The 18,616-nt window shown below is 65.9% G+C and carries 14 protein-coding genes; 8 read left to right on the top strand and 6 right to left on the bottom strand.

The window, feature by feature from the left end; all coding sequences use genetic code 11:
* Nucleotides 1-78 precede the first annotated feature (78 nt).
* From ACRWQA_RS15015 to ACRWQA_RS15000, 4 genes are all read left to right on the top strand, one after another.
* On the top strand, nucleotides 79-1,413 hold the full coding sequence (locus ACRWQA_RS15015; RefSeq protein ID WP_434229274.1) for a maltoporin: 1,335 nt from the start codon (nucleotides 79-81) through the stop codon (nucleotides 1,411-1,413).
* A 79-nt stretch (nucleotides 1,414-1,492) separates the two neighbouring features.
* On the top strand, nucleotides 1,493-2,896 hold the full coding sequence (locus ACRWQA_RS15010) for a sugar porter family MFS transporter (protein ID WP_434229273.1): 1,404 nt from the start codon (nucleotides 1,493-1,495) through the stop codon (nucleotides 2,894-2,896).
* Between the two features lie 90 nt (nucleotides 2,897-2,986).
* Nucleotides 2,987-4,786, top strand: a complete 1,800-nt coding sequence (locus ACRWQA_RS15005; RefSeq protein WP_434229272.1) for an IlvD/Edd family dehydratase — start codon at nucleotides 2,987-2,989, stop codon at nucleotides 4,784-4,786.
* Between the two features lie 34 nt (nucleotides 4,787-4,820).
* Nucleotides 4,821-5,717 (top strand): SMP-30/gluconolactonase/LRE family protein, encoded by an 897-nt coding sequence (locus ACRWQA_RS15000; RefSeq protein ID WP_434229271.1) that lies wholly within the window; start codon nucleotides 4,821-4,823, stop codon nucleotides 5,715-5,717.
* On the opposite strand, the gene argE is transcribed toward ACRWQA_RS15000, so the two are convergent.
* A complete protein-coding gene (gene argE / locus ACRWQA_RS14995) occupies nucleotides 5,714-6,868 on the bottom strand; it encodes an acetylornithine deacetylase (RefSeq protein WP_434229270.1) in 1,155 nt (384 codons plus the stop codon). The two genes, ACRWQA_RS15000 and argE, sit on opposite strands and share 4 nt — an antisense overlap.
* A 356-nt stretch (nucleotides 6,869-7,224) precedes the next feature.
* On the opposite strand from argE, the gene katG reads away from it, so the two are divergent.
* Nucleotides 7,225-9,447: a catalase/peroxidase HPI gene (gene katG / locus ACRWQA_RS14990; RefSeq protein WP_434229269.1), complete on the top strand. Its 2,223-nt coding sequence runs from the start codon at nucleotides 7,225-7,227 to the stop codon at nucleotides 9,445-9,447.
* Nucleotides 9,448-9,676: 229 nt separating this feature from the next.
* Here the strand turns inward: katG and ACRWQA_RS14985 are convergent, their stop codons facing one another.
* The 4 genes from ACRWQA_RS14985 to ACRWQA_RS14970 all read right to left on the bottom strand — a co-directional run bounded on the left by ACRWQA_RS14985 (nucleotide 9,677) and on the right by ACRWQA_RS14970 (nucleotide 15,696).
* Nucleotides 9,677-10,555, bottom strand: a complete 879-nt coding sequence (locus tag ACRWQA_RS14985) for an alpha/beta fold hydrolase (RefSeq protein WP_446326191.1) — start codon at nucleotides 10,553-10,555, stop codon at nucleotides 9,677-9,679.
* Between the two features lie 99 nt (nucleotides 10,556-10,654).
* Nucleotides 10,655-11,023, bottom strand: a complete 369-nt coding sequence (locus ACRWQA_RS14980; RefSeq protein ID WP_263583128.1) for a YciI family protein — start codon at nucleotides 11,021-11,023, stop codon at nucleotides 10,655-10,657.
* 96 nt (nucleotides 11,024-11,119) lie between these two features.
* The gene (locus ACRWQA_RS14975; RefSeq protein WP_434229267.1) at nucleotides 11,120-14,422 is read right to left on the bottom strand and encodes an AAA family ATPase; all 3,303 of its coding nucleotides are present in this window, start codon (nucleotides 14,420-14,422) and stop codon (nucleotides 11,120-11,122) included.
* On the bottom strand, nucleotides 14,419-15,696 hold the full coding sequence (locus tag ACRWQA_RS14970; RefSeq protein ID WP_263583130.1) for an exonuclease SbcCD subunit D: 1,278 nt from the start codon (nucleotides 15,694-15,696) through the stop codon (nucleotides 14,419-14,421). Before ACRWQA_RS14970 ends, ACRWQA_RS14975 begins: the two co-directional genes overlap by 4 nt.
* A gap of 81 nt (nucleotides 15,697-15,777) precedes the next feature.
* Between ACRWQA_RS14970 and nfi the strand changes: the two genes are divergently transcribed.
* Entirely contained in the window at nucleotides 15,778-16,479 is a 702-nt protein-coding gene (gene nfi, locus ACRWQA_RS14965) for a deoxyribonuclease V (protein WP_263583131.1), read from the top strand.
* A 61-nt stretch (nucleotides 16,480-16,540) separates the two neighbouring features.
* Nucleotides 16,541-17,104 carry a DUF1415 domain-containing protein gene (locus ACRWQA_RS14960; protein ID WP_434229266.1) on the top strand — a complete coding sequence of 188 codons (564 nt, stop codon included), beginning with the start codon at nucleotides 16,541-16,543 and terminating at the stop codon, nucleotides 17,102-17,104.
* Here the strand turns inward: ACRWQA_RS14960 and ACRWQA_RS14955 are convergent.
* Nucleotides 17,101-17,991 (bottom strand): aldo/keto reductase, encoded by an 891-nt coding sequence (locus tag ACRWQA_RS14955; RefSeq protein ID WP_434229265.1) that lies wholly within the window; start codon nucleotides 17,989-17,991, stop codon nucleotides 17,101-17,103. The two genes, ACRWQA_RS14960 and ACRWQA_RS14955, sit on opposite strands and share 4 nt — an antisense overlap.
* A gap of 151 nt (nucleotides 17,992-18,142) precedes the next feature.
* Between ACRWQA_RS14955 and ACRWQA_RS14950 the strand changes: the two genes are divergently transcribed.
* Nucleotides 18,143-18,574, top strand: a complete 432-nt coding sequence (locus ACRWQA_RS14950) for an OsmC family protein (protein ID WP_263583134.1) — start codon at nucleotides 18,143-18,145, stop codon at nucleotides 18,572-18,574.
* The last annotated feature ends 42 nt before the right edge of the window (nucleotides 18,575-18,616 follow it).

The following is an 18,616-nucleotide window of genomic DNA, read 5'->3' as shown; positions in this document are numbered from 1 at the left end:
TCCACCCGTCACACTACAATCACTTAGTTCAGAGTTATTACCAACAACAAGCAGCGCCATCATTCACAGGAGCAAACAATGCGTAAAACAATGAAAACGCCGCATCACACAGCACATGCCTTGGCCCGACTGGGGCTGATCGGACTCGGCTGTCTCGCCTTCGGTACTGCCCAAGCGCAGGAAGACTTTATCTCCGGCATCGACTTTACCGGCTATGCGCGGTCCGGCATCGGCAACACCGCAGGCGGCGGCGATCAGGCCTGCTTTCGGGCCAATGGCGCCGGGGCCAAGTACCGCCTGGGCAACGAATGCGAGACCTATGCCGAGCTGGGTCTGGGCGCGACCCTCTTTGAACAGGGCGAAAAATCGTTCTACTTCAACAGCATGGTGGGTTATTTCTCGAATCAGGTGAACGATTCCGAGGATACTGAGGTGTCCCTGCGTCAGTTGTACGTGCAGGGCAACAATGTGGTCGACGCCTTGCCTGGCGCCACCCTGTGGGCGGGCAAGCGCTTCTATCGCCGCCACGACGTACACATCAACGACTTCTTCTACTGGGACTCCACCGGCCCTGGCGGCGGTATCGAGAACATCGACGTTGGCACCGGCAAGCTGCACCTGGCGTGGATGCGCGCCACGGGCACCGACGAGACCGAGTACCCCGATGCCGGCAACCGTATCTCCAACGACACCCTGGACATTCGCTGGTCCGACATTCCCGTCAACCGCGATGGCACGCTGGTGCTGGGCTACAACTACGGCCGCGCTCAACTGAGCGATGCTCAAGAGGCCTACTACGGCGATAGCGAGGCCGAAAGGGGCCATATGTTCACCGTCCAACACGAGCAGAACAACTGGTTCGGCGGCTCCAACAAGCTGGCACTGCAGTACGCCACCGACGGCATCATCAATGCCGGCAGCGGTCAGGGGCGCATGAATGCCGGAGTCTCCCCGGACGTGCCCGGCGGTGAGATGTGGCGCGTCATCAACCACGGCAATGTGTGGCTCGCCCCCGACAAGCTCGACCTGCTATATGCGGCCATCTATGAAGAGAAGAGCTTCGATGACGACTCCGGAGCCACCTGGATCTCAGCGGGCGTACGTCCGACCTATTACTGGACGAACAACCTGAGCACGGCCCTCGAGCTCGGCCACGACTATATCGATCCCGAGAATGGCGACGACAGCCGCCGCCTGACCAAGCTGACCCTGGCCCAGCAATGGGCGGCGGGAGTGGGTGGCTTCGCGCGTCCGGTGATTCGCGTCTTCGCCACCTATGCGGACTGGAACGGGGACGCCTTCCAGGCGGATCGCACCAGCCGCGCCATCGACGCGGGTGCGGCAGGCGATGCCATTGAAATCGACGACAACGACGGCCTCACCTTCGGCGTGCAGATGGACGTGTGGTGGTAGGAGCGTTCGGGCAACCCTTCATCGCGGGGCTTCCTCGCCTTGGCGCCCGCTCGGGCGCCCTTTTTTCGGAGTACTCGTCATGCAACGCAAGGTAATGAGTCGTTCGGCCTATATCTTCATGATCTGCTGCATCGCCGCCATCGGCGGCTTCCTGTTCGGCTTCGACAGCGGCGTGATCAACGGCACCGTCGACGGCCTTCAGGCCGCATTCGGCTCCGACAGCGTGGGGACCGGTTTCAACGTCGCTTCGATGCTACTCGGCTGCGCCGTCGGCGCCTTCTTCGCCGGACGCCTGGCGGACCGCTTCGGACGCCGCACGCTGCTGATCGTGGCGGCGGTGTTCTTCCTGGTCAGCGCCTGGGGTTCGGGCGTTGCCGGAAGCTCCCTGGAATTCGTCATCTATCGTGTGCTGGGCGGCATGGCGGTGGGCGCGGCCAGCGTAATGACGCCGGCCTATATCAGTGAAGTGGCACCTGCCGCCTATCGGGGCCGGCTCGCCACCATTCAGCAGGTGGCGATCATCTCGGGGCTGTTCGTGGCCTTTCTCAGCAACTATGTGCTGGCGCACTTGTCCGGCTCGGCGATGGTCGAGCTGTGGCTGGGATTTGCCACCTGGCGCTGGATGTTCTGGATCGAGCTGTTGCCGGCGGCGGTGTTCCTGGTGGCGCTGCTGTTCATTCCTGAGAGTCCGCGTTACCTGATCAGCAGCGGCAAGCAGGGTGAGGCGCGACGGGTGCTGGGCCTGGTGATGCCCGAGGGCGAAGTGAGCGCCAAGCTGGCAGAGATCGACGCGACCCTGTCGCGGGATCATAAGCCGCGCCTGCGCGACGTGATCGATCGCGCTACCGGCAAGGTGCACGGCATCGTCTGGGTGGGCATCGGCCTGGCCGTGTTCCAGCAGTTGGTGGGTATCAACGTGGTGTTCTACTACGGTGCGGTGCTGTGGCAGTCGGTAGGCTTCTCCGAAGGTGACGCTCTGCTGATCAACGTCATCTCGGGGGCGGTGAGCATCGGTGCCTGCCTGGTTGCCATTGCCCTGATCGACAAGATCGGTCGCAAGCCGCTGCTGTGGGCGGGCTCGGTGGGCATGGCGTTGACCCTTGCCAGCATGGCCTATGCCTTCTCCACGGCGAGCCTGGTCGACGGCAGCCTGCGTCTCGGCGACGACATGGGTGTGTTTGCGCTACTGTCGGCCAACGCCTACGTATTCTTCTTCAACGTCTCCTGGGGCCCGGTGATGTGGGTCATGCTCGGCGAGATGTTCCCCAACCAGATGCGCGGCTCGGGCCTGGCCATCGCGGGGCTGTTCCAGTGGCTGGCGAACTTCGGCATCACCATGACCTTCCCCATCATGCTGGCTTCGATCGGTCTGGCGGGTGCCTATGGCTTTTACGCCCTGTGCGCGGTGGTGTCGGTCTTCTTCGTGCTGCGCCTGGTCAAGGAGACGAGTGGCAAGGAGCTCGAGGAGATGGCCTATGAATGACGTCACCGGCCGATGTCGTGTATCACTATGCCCCACGACCAAGGACAATCCGGCCAAGACAAGACCGCCGACTCGCATGAGGATCGCGACATGACCGACCGCAAGATCACGCCCGACCAGTTGCGCTCGCGCTGGTGGTTCGACAACCCCGAATCGCCGGGCACCACGGCGCTGTGCATCGAGCGCTACATGAACTATGGCATCACCCTGGAGGAACTCTCCAGCGGCAAGCCGATCATCGGCATCTGCCAATCGGGATCCGACCTGACGCCATGCAATCGTCATCACATCGAGCTGGTCAAACGGGTCAAGGACGGCATTCGTGCCGCCGGCGGGGTGCCGTTCGAGTTCCCGCTGCATCCGATCCACGAGAACGCGCGGCGGCCCACCGCCGCGCTCGACCGCAACCTGGCCTACCTGGGGCTGGTCGAGGTGCTGCATGGCTACCCGCTCGACGGCGTGGTGCTCACCACCGGCTGCGACAAGACCACCCCGGCGAGCCTGATGGCCGCCGCCACGGTCAATATTCCCGCCATCGTGCTTTCCGGCGGACCGATGCTCAATGGCTGGCGCGGGCCGGACCGGGTCGGCTCCGGCACCATCATCTGGGAGCTGCGCAAGCGCCTGACGGCGGGCGACATCGACTACGCCGAGTTCCTCGCCCGTGCTACCGATTCGGCGCCTTCGGTTGGCCACTGCAACACCATGGGCACCGCCTCGACCATGAACTCCATGGCCGAGGCGCTGGGTATGAGCCTGCCCGGCTCGGCGATGATCCCGGCGCCTTACAAGGAGCGTTCGATCGTGGCCTACGACACCGGCGCGCGAATCGTCGACATGGTGTGGGAGGACCTGCGGCCCAGCGACATCCTCACCCGCGAGGCATTCGAGAACGCCATCGTGGTGTGCTCGGCGCTGGGCGGTTCTTCCAACGCGCCGATCCACATCAATGCCATTGCCCGCCACTCGGGCATCGAGCTGACCAACGACGACTGGCAGGCGTTGGGGCACGCCATCCCGCTGCTGGCCAACGTCATGCCCGCCGGGGCCTACCTCTCCGAGGAGTTTTACCGCGCCGGCGGCGTGCCGGCGGTAGTCTGCGAGCTGCTCGGTGCCGGCAAGCTCCACGGCGAGGCGCTCACCGTCAACGGCCGCACGCTGGCCGACAACGTGGCGGGCTGCGAGACCCAGGACCCCGAGGTCATACGCCGCTACGACAACCCGCTGGTCGAGCAGGCCGGCTTCCTCAATCTCAAGGGCAACCTATTCGACTCGGCGCTGATGAAGACCAGCGTGATCTCCGCCGACTTCCGCGCGCGCTTCCTCTCCAATCCGGACGATCCCAACGCCTTCGAGGGCAAGGTGGTGGTGTTCGACGGCTCGGAAGACTACCACGCGCGCATCGACGACCCGGCGCTCGAGATCGACGAACACACCATCCTGGTGATGCGCGGCGCCGGCCCGGTGGGCCACCCCGGTGGTGCCGAGGTGGTCAACATGCAGCCACCCGAGGCGCTGATCAAGCGCGGCATCGAGTCGCTGCCGTGCCTGGGCGACGGCCGCCAGTCGGGCACCTCCGGTTCACCGTCGATCCTCAATGCCTCGCCCGAGGCGGCCACCGGCGGTGGGTTGGCGCTGCTCGAGGACGGAGACCGCCTGCGCGTCGACCTGAATCGCGGCGAGGTGCGCCTGCTGGTGGACGACGCCGAGATACAGGCGCGCCGTGAGCGTCTGCAGAGCCAGGGCGGCTATCGCTATCCTGGCCACCAGACGCCGTGGCAGGAGATCCAGCGGACCCTGGTGGAGCCGCTCGACCGTGGCATGACGCTGGCAGGCGCTGCCAAGTACCGCGACGTGGCACGCCAGAGCCCACCGCGCGACAATCATTGAGGCCAAGGAACGCCGGAAGATGAAAGGAGCAAGCATGCAAGAGAGTGGCATCGAAGTGGCGGTCGAGCTCGACATGAGCCTGGGCGAGAGCCCGGTGTGGTCGGTGGAGCGGCAGACCCTCTACTGGGCCGACATCAACAACGGCCATGTCTACGCCTGGCGCCCGCAGGAGGGCGGAGCCCCGACACGCATCGAGCTGGACGAGAAGGTGGGCTGCGTGGCGCTCGCCGATTCCGAGCTGGTGGCCGCCGCCGCGTCGGGCATCCTGCGCCTGTCCGAGAGCGGCGAGCCCGAGCGGCTGGCGGCCAATCCTGAGTGGAAGAAAGAGCGGCAGGCGGGGCAGGGCAATCGCTTCAACGACGGCCGCTGCGACGCCGCCGGCCGGCTGTGGGTGGGTACCATTGGCAGCGACGAGGCGAGCCCCACGGCGGCGCTCTACTGCCTCGACCGGGGCGAGTTTACGCCGCGATTAACGGACATCCGCATCTCCAACGGCCTCGCCTTCAGCCCCGACCGGCGCTGGCTCTACCACACCGACTCACCGAGTCGGCGCATCCTGCGCTACCCCTTCGACGTTGACAGCGGCACGCTGGGGGAGGGGGAGACCTGGGTCGACCTGGAGACGCTGGGGCTGCCCGGCGTGCCCGACGGCGCGGCGGTGGACAGCGAAGGCTGCTATTGGAGCGCGCTCTACGACGGCGGCCGTGTGGTGCGCTTCTCGCCCGAGGGCGAGCTGATGGCGGAGCATGAGGTGCCGTGCCCGCACCCGACCATGGTGGCCTTCGGCGGGGCCGACCTGCGCACGCTCTACATCACTACCGCTACCCAGCACCTCGACGCCGAGGGCAAGGCGCGCTGGCCCCTGGCCGGCAGCCTGCTGCAGATGCGAACAGGCGTGACGGGGCTCGCCGAGCCCAGCTTTGGAGGTTAATGACTCGCCAGTCGCCGCCCCAACGCCTGCATGAAGCGAGTGCCTTCCGCGAGCTGTTCGATCTCGATGTACTCGTCGGGCTGATGCGCCTGGCGAATGCTGCCGGGGCCGCAGATCACGGTGGGTAGCCCCACGCGCTGGAACTGGCCGGCCTCGGTGGCGTAGGCCACCGCACCGCTGGGCTGCTCGCCGAGCAGCTCGCGGCACAGGCCGAGCACCTCGGCATTGTTGTCGTCGGCGAGTGCCGGCACGGTGACGTTGAGCGCCTCGGTGACGATGCTCGTCTCTGGCGCGCGGCGCTGCATCTCGGCCTCGAGCTCGGTGGCGTAGTCGTTCACCCTGCCGAGCAGTTCCTCGACGCGGTCGCCGGGGAGGTGGCGAATCTCCCATTCGAAGGTGCACTCGCGGGCCATGATGTTGATCGCGGTGCCGCCGGCGATCTTGCCCACATGCAGGCTGGAGTGGGCGACGTTGAAGGCCTCGTCGACACGCCCTTCGGCGCGCAGCTCGGCCATCACGTCCTCGATCTTCATGACCAGCCGTGCCGCCACGTGGATCGCCGAGACGCCCTGGTCGACCTGACTCGAATGCGAGGCGCGGCCGGTTACCTTGGTGTGCAGGTTGGTGGCGCCCTTATGGGCCACCACCGGCTGCATCATCGTCGGCTCGCCGACGATCACCGCCGCGGGGCGGGGGTGATCGGCCATCAGCCGCTCGATCATGCGTGGCGCACCGATGCAGCCGACTTCCTCGTCGTAGGAGAGGGCCAGGTAGATCGGCTTGTCCAGGCCAGCCGCCAGCCATTCGGGCAGTTCGGCCAAGGCGCAGGCGATGAAGCCCTTCATGTCGCAGGTGCCGCGGCCGTAGAGCCGGCCGTCGCCCTTGTCGACCAGCGTGAAGGGATCGGTCGACCACGGCTGGCCATCGACCGGCACCACGTCGGTGTGACCCGAGAGCACCACGCCGCCTTCCACCTCCGGCCCGATGCGGGCCAGCAGATTGGCCTTGCTGCCGTCATCGCTCTCCACCCGCCAGTGCTTCACTCCGTGTTCGTCGAGGTAGCCCTCGACGAAGGCGATCAGGTCCAGGTTGGAATCGCGCGAAACGGTGGCAAAGCCCACCAGGCGCTCGAGCATCTCGGCGGCGGTCATGAGTCACTCCTTTCAGGACATTGCAGAAAGCCTAACACGACTGGTTGGCTGCGGGGCGCGACGGGGGAAGGCGGCTGCATGGCAAAGCTAAATTTAATGAGAATCGGATAGATCATTGAAATTAGCTATCACCTCGGTGCGGAAAAACAAGTCTCTTCTAATTTACCTCTGCTGGTATACCTATTTTCACGTTGATGGCTGGCAAGGAAACATGCGTCTCGCGAGGGAAGCCTTACGGCAACAAGGAGGCGGCAGCGCAGGAACTGTTACGAGCCGGGCCGCAGTACGGGAAGACTCCATCAGCTCAACGATCTTGCACTTGATACAGCACAACGCGTCATCCGATGGAGAGCGTCATGGATCAGAAAGTCGACAGTACCGCAGGCAAATGCCCCGTCATGCACGGTTCTCGCACCAAGCAGGGCGATACCGGCAACTCCAATCATGACTGGTGGCCCAACCAGCTGAACCTCAGCATCCTTCACCAGCACTCTCCGAAGTCCAACCCGCTGGGGGAGGATTTCAACTACGCCGAGGCGTTCAAGTCGCTCGACCTGGCGGCTGTGAAGCAGGACCTCGAAGCATTGATGACCGACTCCCAGGAGTGGTGGCCGGCCGACTACGGTCATTATGGCCCGCTGTTCATCCGCATGGCCTGGCACAGCGCCGGCAGCTATCGTGTGGGCGACGGCCGCGGCGGTGCCGGTACCGGCACCCAGCGCTTCGCGCCGCTCAACAGCTGGCCCGACAACGGCAACCTCGACAAGGCACGCCGCCTGCTGTGGCCGATCAAACAGAAGTATGGCAACAAGCTCTCCTGGGCCGACCTCTACATCCTGGCGGGCAACGTCGCGCTGGAGTCCATGGGCTTCAAGACCTTTGGTTTCGCTGGCGGGCGTGAGGACGTGTACCAGCCGGAAGAGGACATCTACTGGGGTGCCGAAGATGAGTGGCTGGCCGACAGCGGCCATGCCAAGAGCCGCTATTCCGGTGAACGCGAGCTGGAGAACCCGCTGGCCGCCGTACAGATGGGGCTCATTTACGTGAACCCGGAAGGCCCCGACGGCAATCCCGATCCGCTGGCCTCGGCCCGGGACATCCGCGACACCTTCGCCCGCATGGCAATGAACGACTACGAGACGGTGGCCCTGACCGCCGGCGGCCACACCTTCGGCAAGGCACACGGCGCCGGCGACCCGGTCAACGTTGGCCCCGAGCCGGAGGCTGCGCCCATGGAGGAGATGGGCTTCGGCTGGAAGAGCCGCCACAAGAGCGGCAAGGGCCGCGACACCATCACCAGTGGCCTCGAGGGCGCCTGGACCCCGACGCCGACCCAGTGGGACATGAGCTACTTCGACGTGCTGTTCGGCAATGAGTGGGAGCTCACCACCAGTCCGGCGGGAGCCAAGCAGTGGGTGCCGAAGAATCTCGCCGAGAAGCACATGGCGCCGGATGCCGAGGACCCGAACAAGCGCGTCGGCATCATGATGTCCACTGCCGACATGGCCATGCGCGAGGATCCCGAGTACCGCAAGATCTCCGAGCACTTCCACAACAACCCGGACGAGTTCGCCGATGCCTTCGCCCGTGCCTGGTTCAAGCTGACCCACCGCGACATGGGCCCGAAGGTGCGCTACCTCGGCCCGGAAGTGCCGGCCGAAGAGCTGATCTGGCAGGACCCGGTACCGGCGGTGGACCATGAGCTGATCGATGCCCGGGACATCGCCAGCCTCAAGAGCAAGATTCTCGGTTCCGGGCTGAGCGTGGCCGAGCTGGTCTACACCGCCTGGTCGTCGGCTTCCACCTACCGCGGTTCCGACATGCGCGGCGGGGCCAACGGCGCCCGCATTCGCCTGGCACCGCAGAAGGGCTGGGAAGCCAACCAGCCCGAGCAACTGGCCAAGGTGCTCAAGACGCTGGAGAGCATTCAGGGCGACTTCAATGCGATGCAGTCCGGCAAGCGGGTCTCGCTGGCCGACCTGATCGTGCTGGGCGGCGGCGCCGCCATCGAGAAGGCCGCCCGGGATGCCGGCCACGCCATCGAGGTGCCATTCACACCGGGGCGTACCGATGCCAGCGAAGCTCAGACCGATGCTGACTCCTTCGAGTGGCTGCGCCCCGAGGCTGATGGCTTCCGCAACTACCGCCGCGCCCGCTTCACCGTCTCCGACGAGGAAATGCTGATCGACAAGGCGCAGCTGCTGGGACTCAGCGCGCCGGAGATGACCGTGCTGGTGGGCGGGCTGCGCGTGCTCGAGGCCAACTACGGCAACTCACGCCACGGCGTGTTCACCCATCGCCCCGGCACCCTGACCAATGACTTCTTCGTCAATCTGGTCGACATGGGCACCCAGTGGCAGCCGGCCACCTCGGACGCCGACGTGTTCGAGGGCCGCAACCGCAAGACTGGCGAGCTGAAGTGGACCGGCACCCGGGTCGACCTGGTGTTCGGCTCCAACTCGCAGTTGCGCGCCATCGCCGAGATCTACGCCCAGGACGACGCCAAGGATAAGTTCGTTCAGGACTTCGTCGCCGCCTGGAACAAGGTGATGAACGCGGATCGCTTCGACCTGGCGTGATCCAGTCGAGAAGCAAGACGTGACAGAAGCGCCCCGGCAACGGGGCGCTTTTTTCGTATCGCAGTTGCTGGCTGACTATCTTCGGTTCCTAAAATAAGCCGGCTGCTTATTTTAGTTTCGGCCGTAAAGTAAATAAGGTGTGGTTACGCGTGGCTCTTTCCGGCTTGCGCGTATGGGTCAATGCCAGTCCACATCTCGCCAGCGAGAGAGCTGCTGCCACCCTCGGCTGTCATGGTGCCGTGCCGATCATCCGCTCCAGCTCTTGGTTGAACTCTGCGGGTCGGGCCATGTGCAGGAAATGGTCGGTGCCTTCCATGATCACGGCGTCGAATTCGGGCAGTAACTGCCGGTTGGCTTCGATGTCGGTCGGCCACAGGTCGGCATTGATGGCGACTACCGGCACGGTCAGTTCTTGGAAGTGCTGCGCCGCTTCCCCATCGATGTGGCGTGTTCCCATGTCCTGGAATGCACTGAGGGCAACTTCCGGTACAGCGGCTGCCATGTCCCGTATGACCCAATCGCGTAGCGTCGCATCGGTCTCTTCGACGAACATCGTAGCCGTGAAATGGTGCGCGGCATCGGTAAAATTTTCCTGCATTGGTGCCAGCATTTGCTCGAGATCGGACTGGGTCATTTGCGGTGCGACATGGTGGAAGGTATCGACGCCCACGATGCCGATGACGCGCTCCGGCATCAGGCGTGCCGCTTCCACGGCGACCGACCCACCCATGGAGTGCCCGATGAGGATGGCCTGTTCCACGTCCAGGTCCTCCAGCACCGCCTTCACGTCCTCGCCGAAGGCCGGCATGGTGAAGTCTTCGCGCTCCAGGCCGGAATGTCCGTGACCGGCGAGATCGATCGTTACCACCCGATGCTGCTGCGAGAAGTGCGGCACCTGTCCGCGCCAGTAGCGCCCGTCGCCGCTCCAGCCGTGGATGAACACCAGCGTGGGCTCGCCGCTGCCCTGCACCTCATAGGCAATCGGAACTCCGTCTGCCGACTCGGTCATGCGCGGCCAGTTCACTTCGGCTGCGAATGCCTGACCCGCCAGCCCCAACAGCAGTGTCAGGCCTAGGTAACGCATGCCGTGCAACGCAAAAGCCTGCATGATGCCTCCCTTCAAAGGCTCCTTGAATCATGCAGCATAGCCGAGGCAGACCGCCTATCGACGTCTCTTCGAGCGGCTAGACACTCACCAACCTCCCGCTCAGTAGCGGCTTTCGGGTCTCAATTCCTCCTCGACGGGCCTCACCTCGATGGTGCCAAGTCGCGCTGACGGCCAGCCGGCAGCAATCTCCAGGGCTTCCTCTTCTGACGCGACCTCGATCAGGAAGAAGCCGCCTAGCTGCTCCTTGGTCTCGGCAAAGGGCCCATCGGTCATGATGAGTTCGTCATCACGAATTCTCAGAGTGCGAGCCTTGGTGGCGCTCTGCAAGGCGTTGGTCTGGACCAGCTTGCCTCGTCTCTGCAGGTCGGCCACATAGTCCAGGGTTTCCTGTAGTAGCTCATGCCACTGGGCTTCCGTCATTTCGCTGAATATTCGCTCTTCCTCATAGGCGAGACAGAGGTACTTCATGGGGGACCCTCACGTTTGGAATGCTTCCTGTAGAACCCTGTAGAAGATGGCGCACGGGATGGGCCGGCGCAATGGGCCGTGAAGGGCGACGAGACGTCAAAGGCTGACCAACCTTGCCCGACTCGTGCCGTTGCCCAGCGGCTCTACCTGGATCTGCACCGGGATGCGCTCGTGCATTTCCTGCACGTGGGAGATCACACCGACGCGACGGCCCAGCGCCTGCAGGCCGTCGAGTGCTTCCATGGCCAGTGCCAGCGACTGCGGGTCGAGGCTGCCGAAGCCTTCGTCGATGAACAGCGACTCGATGGTGAGTTCGCCCGAGGCCATGGAGGCGAGCCCGAGAGCCAGCGCCAGTGAGACGAGGAAGGTCTCGCCGCCGGAGAGCGAGTGCACCGAGCGGCGCTCGTCGCCCATGTCGTGGTCCACCACCAGCAGGCCGAGTTCGCTGCCGCCGCGGGCCAGCCGGTAGCGACGGCTGAGGCCGGTGAGGTGGGCGTTGGCGTGTTCCAGCAGTTGCTCCAAGTTGTAGGCTTGGGCGATGCGTCTAAAGACCTTGCCGTCGGCGGAGCCGATCAACTCGCTGATGCGCGCCCAGCGCACATGCTCGGTGCGGGCCGCCTCCAGTTCGGCTTGCCCCTCCTGCTGGCGCGTGCGGCGGCGGTCGTCGTCGCGCAGGGCGTGAACGGCCTCGTCGCGTGTCTGCTGGGCTGTCTCCAGCTGTGGCTCCAGAGCCTGCCGTTCGGCGACGAGGGCCTCACGACGACTGACGATCTCCGCTTCGACCTCTTCGCCCAGTAACGCATCGTCGCTGTCATCATTGGCCAGCGCCTGCCCGCGGCGGTGCGCGAGCAAGGTTTGGCGCCGTTCGACGAGGCTCGCCTCGGTGCGTTGGCGGGCCTCGTCGGCATCGGCCAGTTCGCGTTCCTCACGCTCGGCTTCCGCTTCGGGCTGCGCCAGCAGTCGGGCCAGCGTGGCGTCATCCAATTGCGGATGGGCCTGGCGCCAGTCGGCCAGTTCCCGCTCCAGTGCGGCGCCTTCCTGGATGAGCTGCTCGATGCGCTCGGCCTCGTGACTTGCCTGTTGGGTGAGCCGCGCCTGTTCCCGCTCGGCAGCGTGGCAGCGCTCGATGGCCCGGTCGCGCTGCTGGCGGGCTGACTCCTGGTGTGCTTCCAATGCCTGCTGCCAGGCGTCGACGGAGGCATGTTCGCCGAGCAGTGCCTGGAGGGCAGCGGTCAGGTCGCTGCGCTGCTGGCGCAAGGGAGGCAGCCGTTCGGCCTGCTTGTTGAACTCCTCTTCGAGCGCGGTCCGCCTGGCCTCGAGCTGGGCGAGCCCGAGTTCACCCTGGCGCAAGGCTTCCTCCAGCGGGGCCAACTCGGCCTCGGCGCGGGTCAGTGCCTGGAGCGTGCGTTCGCCCTGCTCGCGTTCGACGTCGCTCTCCCGGCGCTGGTACGCCAGCCAGGCGTCGCGCTCGGCGGTATCGATGACATTGAGTTCGGCGTGCAGCGGATGTTCGGCCAGGGCTTGCTGCGCCAGGGCCAGGCGACTATCGGCCTGGTGCAGCTCCTGGCGGCAGCGTGCCATCGCCGCCATGACGGCACGGTACTCGCCCTCGAATTCGTCGCGCTTCCGTTGGGCCTGCTCCCACGCCTGCCTGGCCTCGGCCAACTGCTGCTGTTCCTGCGCCTGTTGGGCGGCCAGCTGTGCCGCTTCGGGCGTGACGGGCGGCTGGTGGCGGAAGGGGTGCTCGAGCCCGCCGCAGACCGGGCAGGGCTCGCCTTGTTTCAGCGCTTCACGCAGCTGCACCACACTCTCGCTGCGGGCGGCGCGGCTGCATTCGATGAAGTCGTGCAGGCTGCGGTAGTGGCGTTCCTGCTCGTCGAGCCGTTCCCGGGCAGCCTTGCCTTGGGCAATCAACTGCGTCTGGCGCGCCTCATCGTCACCCAGTTGCTTGGCCAATTGCTGCTTGGCCTGCTCGGCGCGGCAAGCCTCCTGCCACCGGCTTTCCAGCTCACCCAGGGCCAGGCTACGGCGTGCGGCCAGGCCATGGGTCTGCTGGGCCGCCTGGCGCGCAGCGTCGAGCCGTTCGTGGCTGCCCATCAGTTGGCGCAGGGTGGCTTGCCACTCGTCGCGCTTCCGTTTGTGTTCGAGCTGCCTGGCTTCGGCTTCCTTGCGCTGCTGGGCCAGTCGCTCGGCCTGCTGGGTGCAGTCGCGGTGCTGCGCCTCGAGTTCGGCCAGCTGCTTTTCCAGGGTGGCAAGCACCTGGGCATGGTCCCGGGCCTGGCGCAGGGCGGGTTCGGCCTGCCCGCGGGCCTGGGTGGTGGCGTCCAACTGCTGCGCGGCCTGGTCCCGGGCCTGCTCGGCGGCCTGTTGGGCGGCCTTGGCCTGCTCGAGCGCCTTGAGGGTCTGGCGGTGGGCCTCCTCCAGCGCGGCGATCTCTTTGGGCAGCGCGGCCTGGCGCAACAGCCGGTGGCGCTGGGGAGCGAGCAGGCGGCGGCACTCACGGTCGGCTCGTGCACTGGCCAATGTGTGCCAGTGTGCTTCGGCATCTTGCTGCTGCTGCCTGCCCCCGAGGTAGGCCTGGAGCAGCCGCTCGTCGGTGGCGTGCCACTGCTGGCGTGCCTCCAGGCTTTGGCTTTGCTGGTGCAGGCCGGCCAGCGCCTGCTCGGCGTGGCTGGCGGCTTGCTCCAGCTCGGCGCGGGCCTCGGGCTCGGCCGGGAGGTCATCGGCGAGCCGGGCCTGGAGCGCATCGACGCGTTTCTTTGTCTCGCTGGCACGGCGATAGGCGGCCATGGAGATCTGCGAGTACTCGGCGGTGCCGGTCAAGCGCTCCAGCAGGTCACTGCGTTCGTTGTCGTCGGCCTTGAGGAAGGCGGCGAACTCGCTCTGGGCCAGCAGCACGGCGCGGGTGAACTGGTCGAAGGTGAGGCCCAGGCGCTCCGGCAGCAGGCGGTCGAACTCGCGCTTCTGGGCGGTGAGCAGGCGCTCGTCGTCCAGGTCGGTGAGCGACTGCTCCACGGCCTGCAGGCGTCCACTGGCCTTCTCGCGGGCGCGGCGTACGGCCCAGCGCGCGCGGTAGCGGCGCCCGTCGCGGCCAAGGAAGTCGACCTCGGCATGACCGCTTGCCGTGCCGCGGCGCAGCAGGGTGCGCGGGTCGGCGGTGCTCACCGTCTCGCCCTCCACGTCGGGCAGTGGGGCATCGCGGCCGGGGGCCTGGCGCAGCCGTGGCGTGTTGCCGTAGAGCGCCAGGCACAGGGCGTCGAGCAAGGTGCTCTTGCCGGCCCCGGTGGGGCCGGTGATGGCGAACAGGCCAGCATCGCCGAGCGGCGGCGCGCTGAAGTCGAGTTCCAGCGGGCCAGGCAGGGAGGCCAGGTTGGCCAGGCGCAGGGCAAGGATCTTCATGCCGTCTCCTCCCCCTGGGCATCGAGCACGTCCTGCAGCAGCCGGTCGAAGTCGGCCAGCACGTCGGCGTCGGGGGCTTCGCCCCAGCGCGCTTGCCAGGTGCGCTCGAACAGCTTGCGTGGCCCCAGCTGTTCCAGGTCGACCCGCTCCGCCGGGTTCTCACCCTCGAGTTGGGGCAGGCGACGCTCCAGGCGCAGCAGGCGCAGCGCCTTGCCCTCCAGCGCGGCCTCCACCCGGGTGCGCAGGTCGGGCACCGGGGCGGTAAGTTCGACACGAACTTCCAGCCAGGGCCAGCGCTCGCGCGGAAGGGCAAGGTCGTGGGCCAGCGCCTCGAGTTCGGCCAGCACCGTATCGAGCTCACCAGGGCCGATGCGATGCATGGCCACCGGGCGCGGCACGGGAATCGCCTCCACGGCGGAGAGAGTTTCTCCTTCCAGCACCGCTTCCACGACCTGGTGGGGGTAGGCCACTTCGCTGAAATCCAGCGGCAGCGGGCTGCCGCTATAGCGAATGCGTGCCTCGCCGACCTGTTGGGCGCGGTGCAGGTGGCCCAGCGCGACGTAGGCGATGTCGGGAGGAAAGAGGCCGGCGGAGATCGACTCCTCGCCGCCGATCACGATGGGTCGCTCGCTGGCCTCGGAAACGGCAGCACCGTGCAGATGGGCGTGGCTCATGGCCACCAGCGCCTGGCCGGGCTGGCGATGTTTGCGCGCGGCCTCGATCAACTGCTCGTGAACGCGGGAGATGGCGGCCACATAGTCATTGCGGGGAGCGCTGTTGCCTGGTTCGCCTTCGTCGTCATTGGCGCGGGCCGGGTCGTGGCCGGTCACTTCGGCGGGGCGCAGGAAGGGCAGCGCCAGGCACCAGGCGCGGGTCTTGCCGGAAGCGTCGGTCAAGGGCACCAGCAGACGCTCGGCATCCAGGCTGCCGTCGTCGAGCCAGCTCACCCGGCCCAGGGCGCGGGTGCGCAGGCGGCGCATCAGCGGGGCAGGTAGCTCGATGCGGTTGCCGCTATCGTGGTTGCCGGCAATCAGCACGATATCCAGCATCGGCAATCGCTCGTGGGCGCTGACGATGAAGTCGTAAAGCAGTTCCTGGGCGCGCAGTGAGGGATTGACCACGTCGAAGACGTCACCGGCGACAAGCAACGCATCGGCCTCTCGGGCGACGAGGATGTCGAGCAGCCAGTCGAGGAAGGCGCAATGCTCGGCATGGCGCTCCTGGCCGTGGAAGGTCTGGCCCAGGTGCCAGTCGGCGGTGTGGATGAGCTTCATCGTGTCCCTTGCGGCGGTGGTGTCCATCTATCCTGAGGCGATAGTCTACGCGAGACCCAAGGACGAAACAGGAGGCCAGGAATGCCCGACCCCAACCTGCACGACTGGAATTTGAGCCCCGAGGAGGCCATTGCGCTGCAAAAACGCATGGCCGGGCACATCGAACGCGAGGATCGGCTGGCGCCGGTGCGCCATATCGCCGGCGTGGACATCGGCTTCGAGCAGGGCGGCGAGATCACCCGGGCGGCGGCGGTGGTGCTGGCCTGGCCCGGCGATCCGTTCGTCGGGCTGGAGATAGTGGAACAGGTGGTGCACCGCGAACCGACCCGCATGCCCTATATTCCCGGGCTGCTCTCCTTCCGTGAGATACCCGCGGCGTTGGCGGCCTTCGGCCAGCTCACGACGCGCCCCGAGCTGGTGATGGTCGACGGCCAGGGCATCGCTCATCCGCGCCGGCTGGGGGTAGCCTCGCATCTGGGGCTGTGGCTCGACCTGCCGACCATCGGGGTGGCCAAGTCGCGCTTGTGCGGGGTGTACGACGAGGTGCCGGAGGCGCGCGGCGAGTGGACACCGCTGCGCCATCGCGGCGAGACGATCGGTGCGGTGTTGCGTACCCGGGTCGGCGTCAAGCCGGTGTTCGTCTCGCTGGGCCATCGCATCAGCCTCGAGACGTCGCTCGACTGGGTGGCGAAGTGTCTTGGCCGCACCAAGCTGCCGGAACCGACTCGGCTGGCCGATAGGCTTGCCTCGCGCCGTGGGCCCATGCCGCGTCCCTCGGATTGAACCCCGCTATACGTTCATGGCTCGGGTATACTGCCTGGCCTTTTTGCCGACGAGGCCCATCATGACCGAGATACTGACGCCCGCCTGCGCTGCCACCCGTGCCTGGGTCGAGGACTTCGTCGTTGCCCACAATGTCTGCCCCTTCGCTCGTCGCGAAATGCTGAATGACACCATCCGCTTCGTCGAGGTAGGGGCGGAGAAGTGGGAGTCGGCCCTCGAGGCGCTGATCGAGGAATGCCGCCGGCTCGATGCCTCGCCCGATATCGAGACGACTCTGATGGTGTTGTGCCCGGGCCTCGAGAATTTCGACGACTACCTCGATTTCCTCGACGTAGCCGAGGCGCTGCTGGTCGAGCAGGGTTACGAGGGGATCTACCAACTGGCCAGCTTCCATCCCGACTATTGCTTCGAAGGCGCCGCAGCCGACGACCCCGCCAACTTCACCAACCGCTCGCCCTGGCCGATGCTTCACTTGCTGCGCGAGGCGGGGCTGGAGCGGGCACTGGCGCACTATCCCGATCCGGAAGCGATTCCCGAGCGCAACATCGAGGCGATGCGCCAGCTCGGCACAGAGCAACTGGCCGATGACCTGGCGAGCCTGCGCGCTTCCGTCGACAAGCACTAGACGATGTCGAGCGGTACCTTCTTGCTCGGTGCGGGAAGCGCCTCATCGAGCCGGGCCAGGACGTCGTCGTCGAGCTCGACCTCGAGTGCGCCGGCATTCTGCTCGACGTGCTCCAGTCGTACCGCCTTGGGAATGGCGATGGCATCGCGGTGGCCATTGTATGGTCGAATCGCCCAGGCCAGCATCAACTGGGCGGGCGTGATACCGAGTCCATTGGCCAGTTCACACACCACGGGATGGCCGAACAGGTCCTGGCGCAGCTTGCCGGCCTGGGCCAGCGGACAGTAGGCCATAAGCGGCATGCCGAGGCGCTGCATCAGCGGGCGCAGGGAGTGCTCGATGCCCCGTGAGCCGAGGTGGTAGAGCACCTGGTTCACGGCACAGGCGTCGCCGCCGGGCAGTGCCGCCAGTGCCTCGAGCTCATCGATATCGAAATTGGAAACGCCGTAGCGGCGAATCTTGCCCTGTTCCCGCAGCCGCTCGAAGGCCTCCAGGGTTTCCTCCAGCGGAACGTTGCCCGGCCAATGAAGCAGGTAGAGATCGAGGTGGTCAGTACCGAGGCGCTCGAGGCTGCGCTCGCAGGCGGCAATGGCGCTCTCGCGCCCCGCGTTCCAAGGGTAGACCTTGGACACCAGGAAGGCCTGGTCGCGACGGCCGGCCAGTGCCTCGCCAACCACTTCCTCGGCGCCGCCATCGGCATACATCTCGGCGGTATCGATCAGCGTCAGACCCAACTCCAAGCCGTGCTGCAGGGCACGTACCTCGTCGCGGCGGGGTGCGAGCCCCTCGCCCATGTACCATGTACCCTGGCCGATGGCCGGCAGCGCTTGCGAGGACTCGTGAGCGGTGGCGGGCAGTACTACCTGAAGAGACGAGACGTCGACCATAAAAGAAGGCCTTTTGTGGAAAACATTTTCATTAATATTGTCCAAAGGGATGGCGAAGACAAGTCGATGCGCTATGGTGAGGAGTGGCAGCGTCCATTGGCGTTGCTCCCAATTCTTTGGCCAGTTCTCATATCTCAAGGAGTCGACCCACATGAGCATCAAGAAAACCGGTAGCGCTGTCTGGCAGGGTAGCCTGAAAGAGGGCAAGGGTCAGGTCTCGACCGAGAGTGGCGCTCTGAAGGATCTGCCCTACAGCTTTGCCAAGCGCTTCGAAGGCGAGTCAGGCTCCAACCCCGAGGAGCTGATCGGTGCGGCGCACGCCAGCTGCTACTCCATGGCGCTGTCGATGATCATGGGCGAGGCCGGGCTGACCCCCGAGCGGATTTCGACCGAGGCGGCCGTAACCCTCGAGCAGGATGCCGGTGGCTTCAGCATCACCAAGATTCATCTCACCACCCGGGTACGCAGCCCCGGCGCCGACGATGCCGCCTTCCAGGAGGCTGCCGGCAAGGCCAAGGAGGGCTGCCCGGTCTCCAAGCTGTTCAAGGCCGAGATTACGCTGGATGCCTCGCTGGAGAGCTGAACGAGTCTGTGCGATTCAACTGGCGGCCACCTTCGGGTGGCC

Source organism: Billgrantia sp. C5P2, from assembly GCF_051062895.2.
Note: the sequence above shows the minus strand (reverse complement) of the source record. Positions and strands in the feature narration are given on the sequence as shown.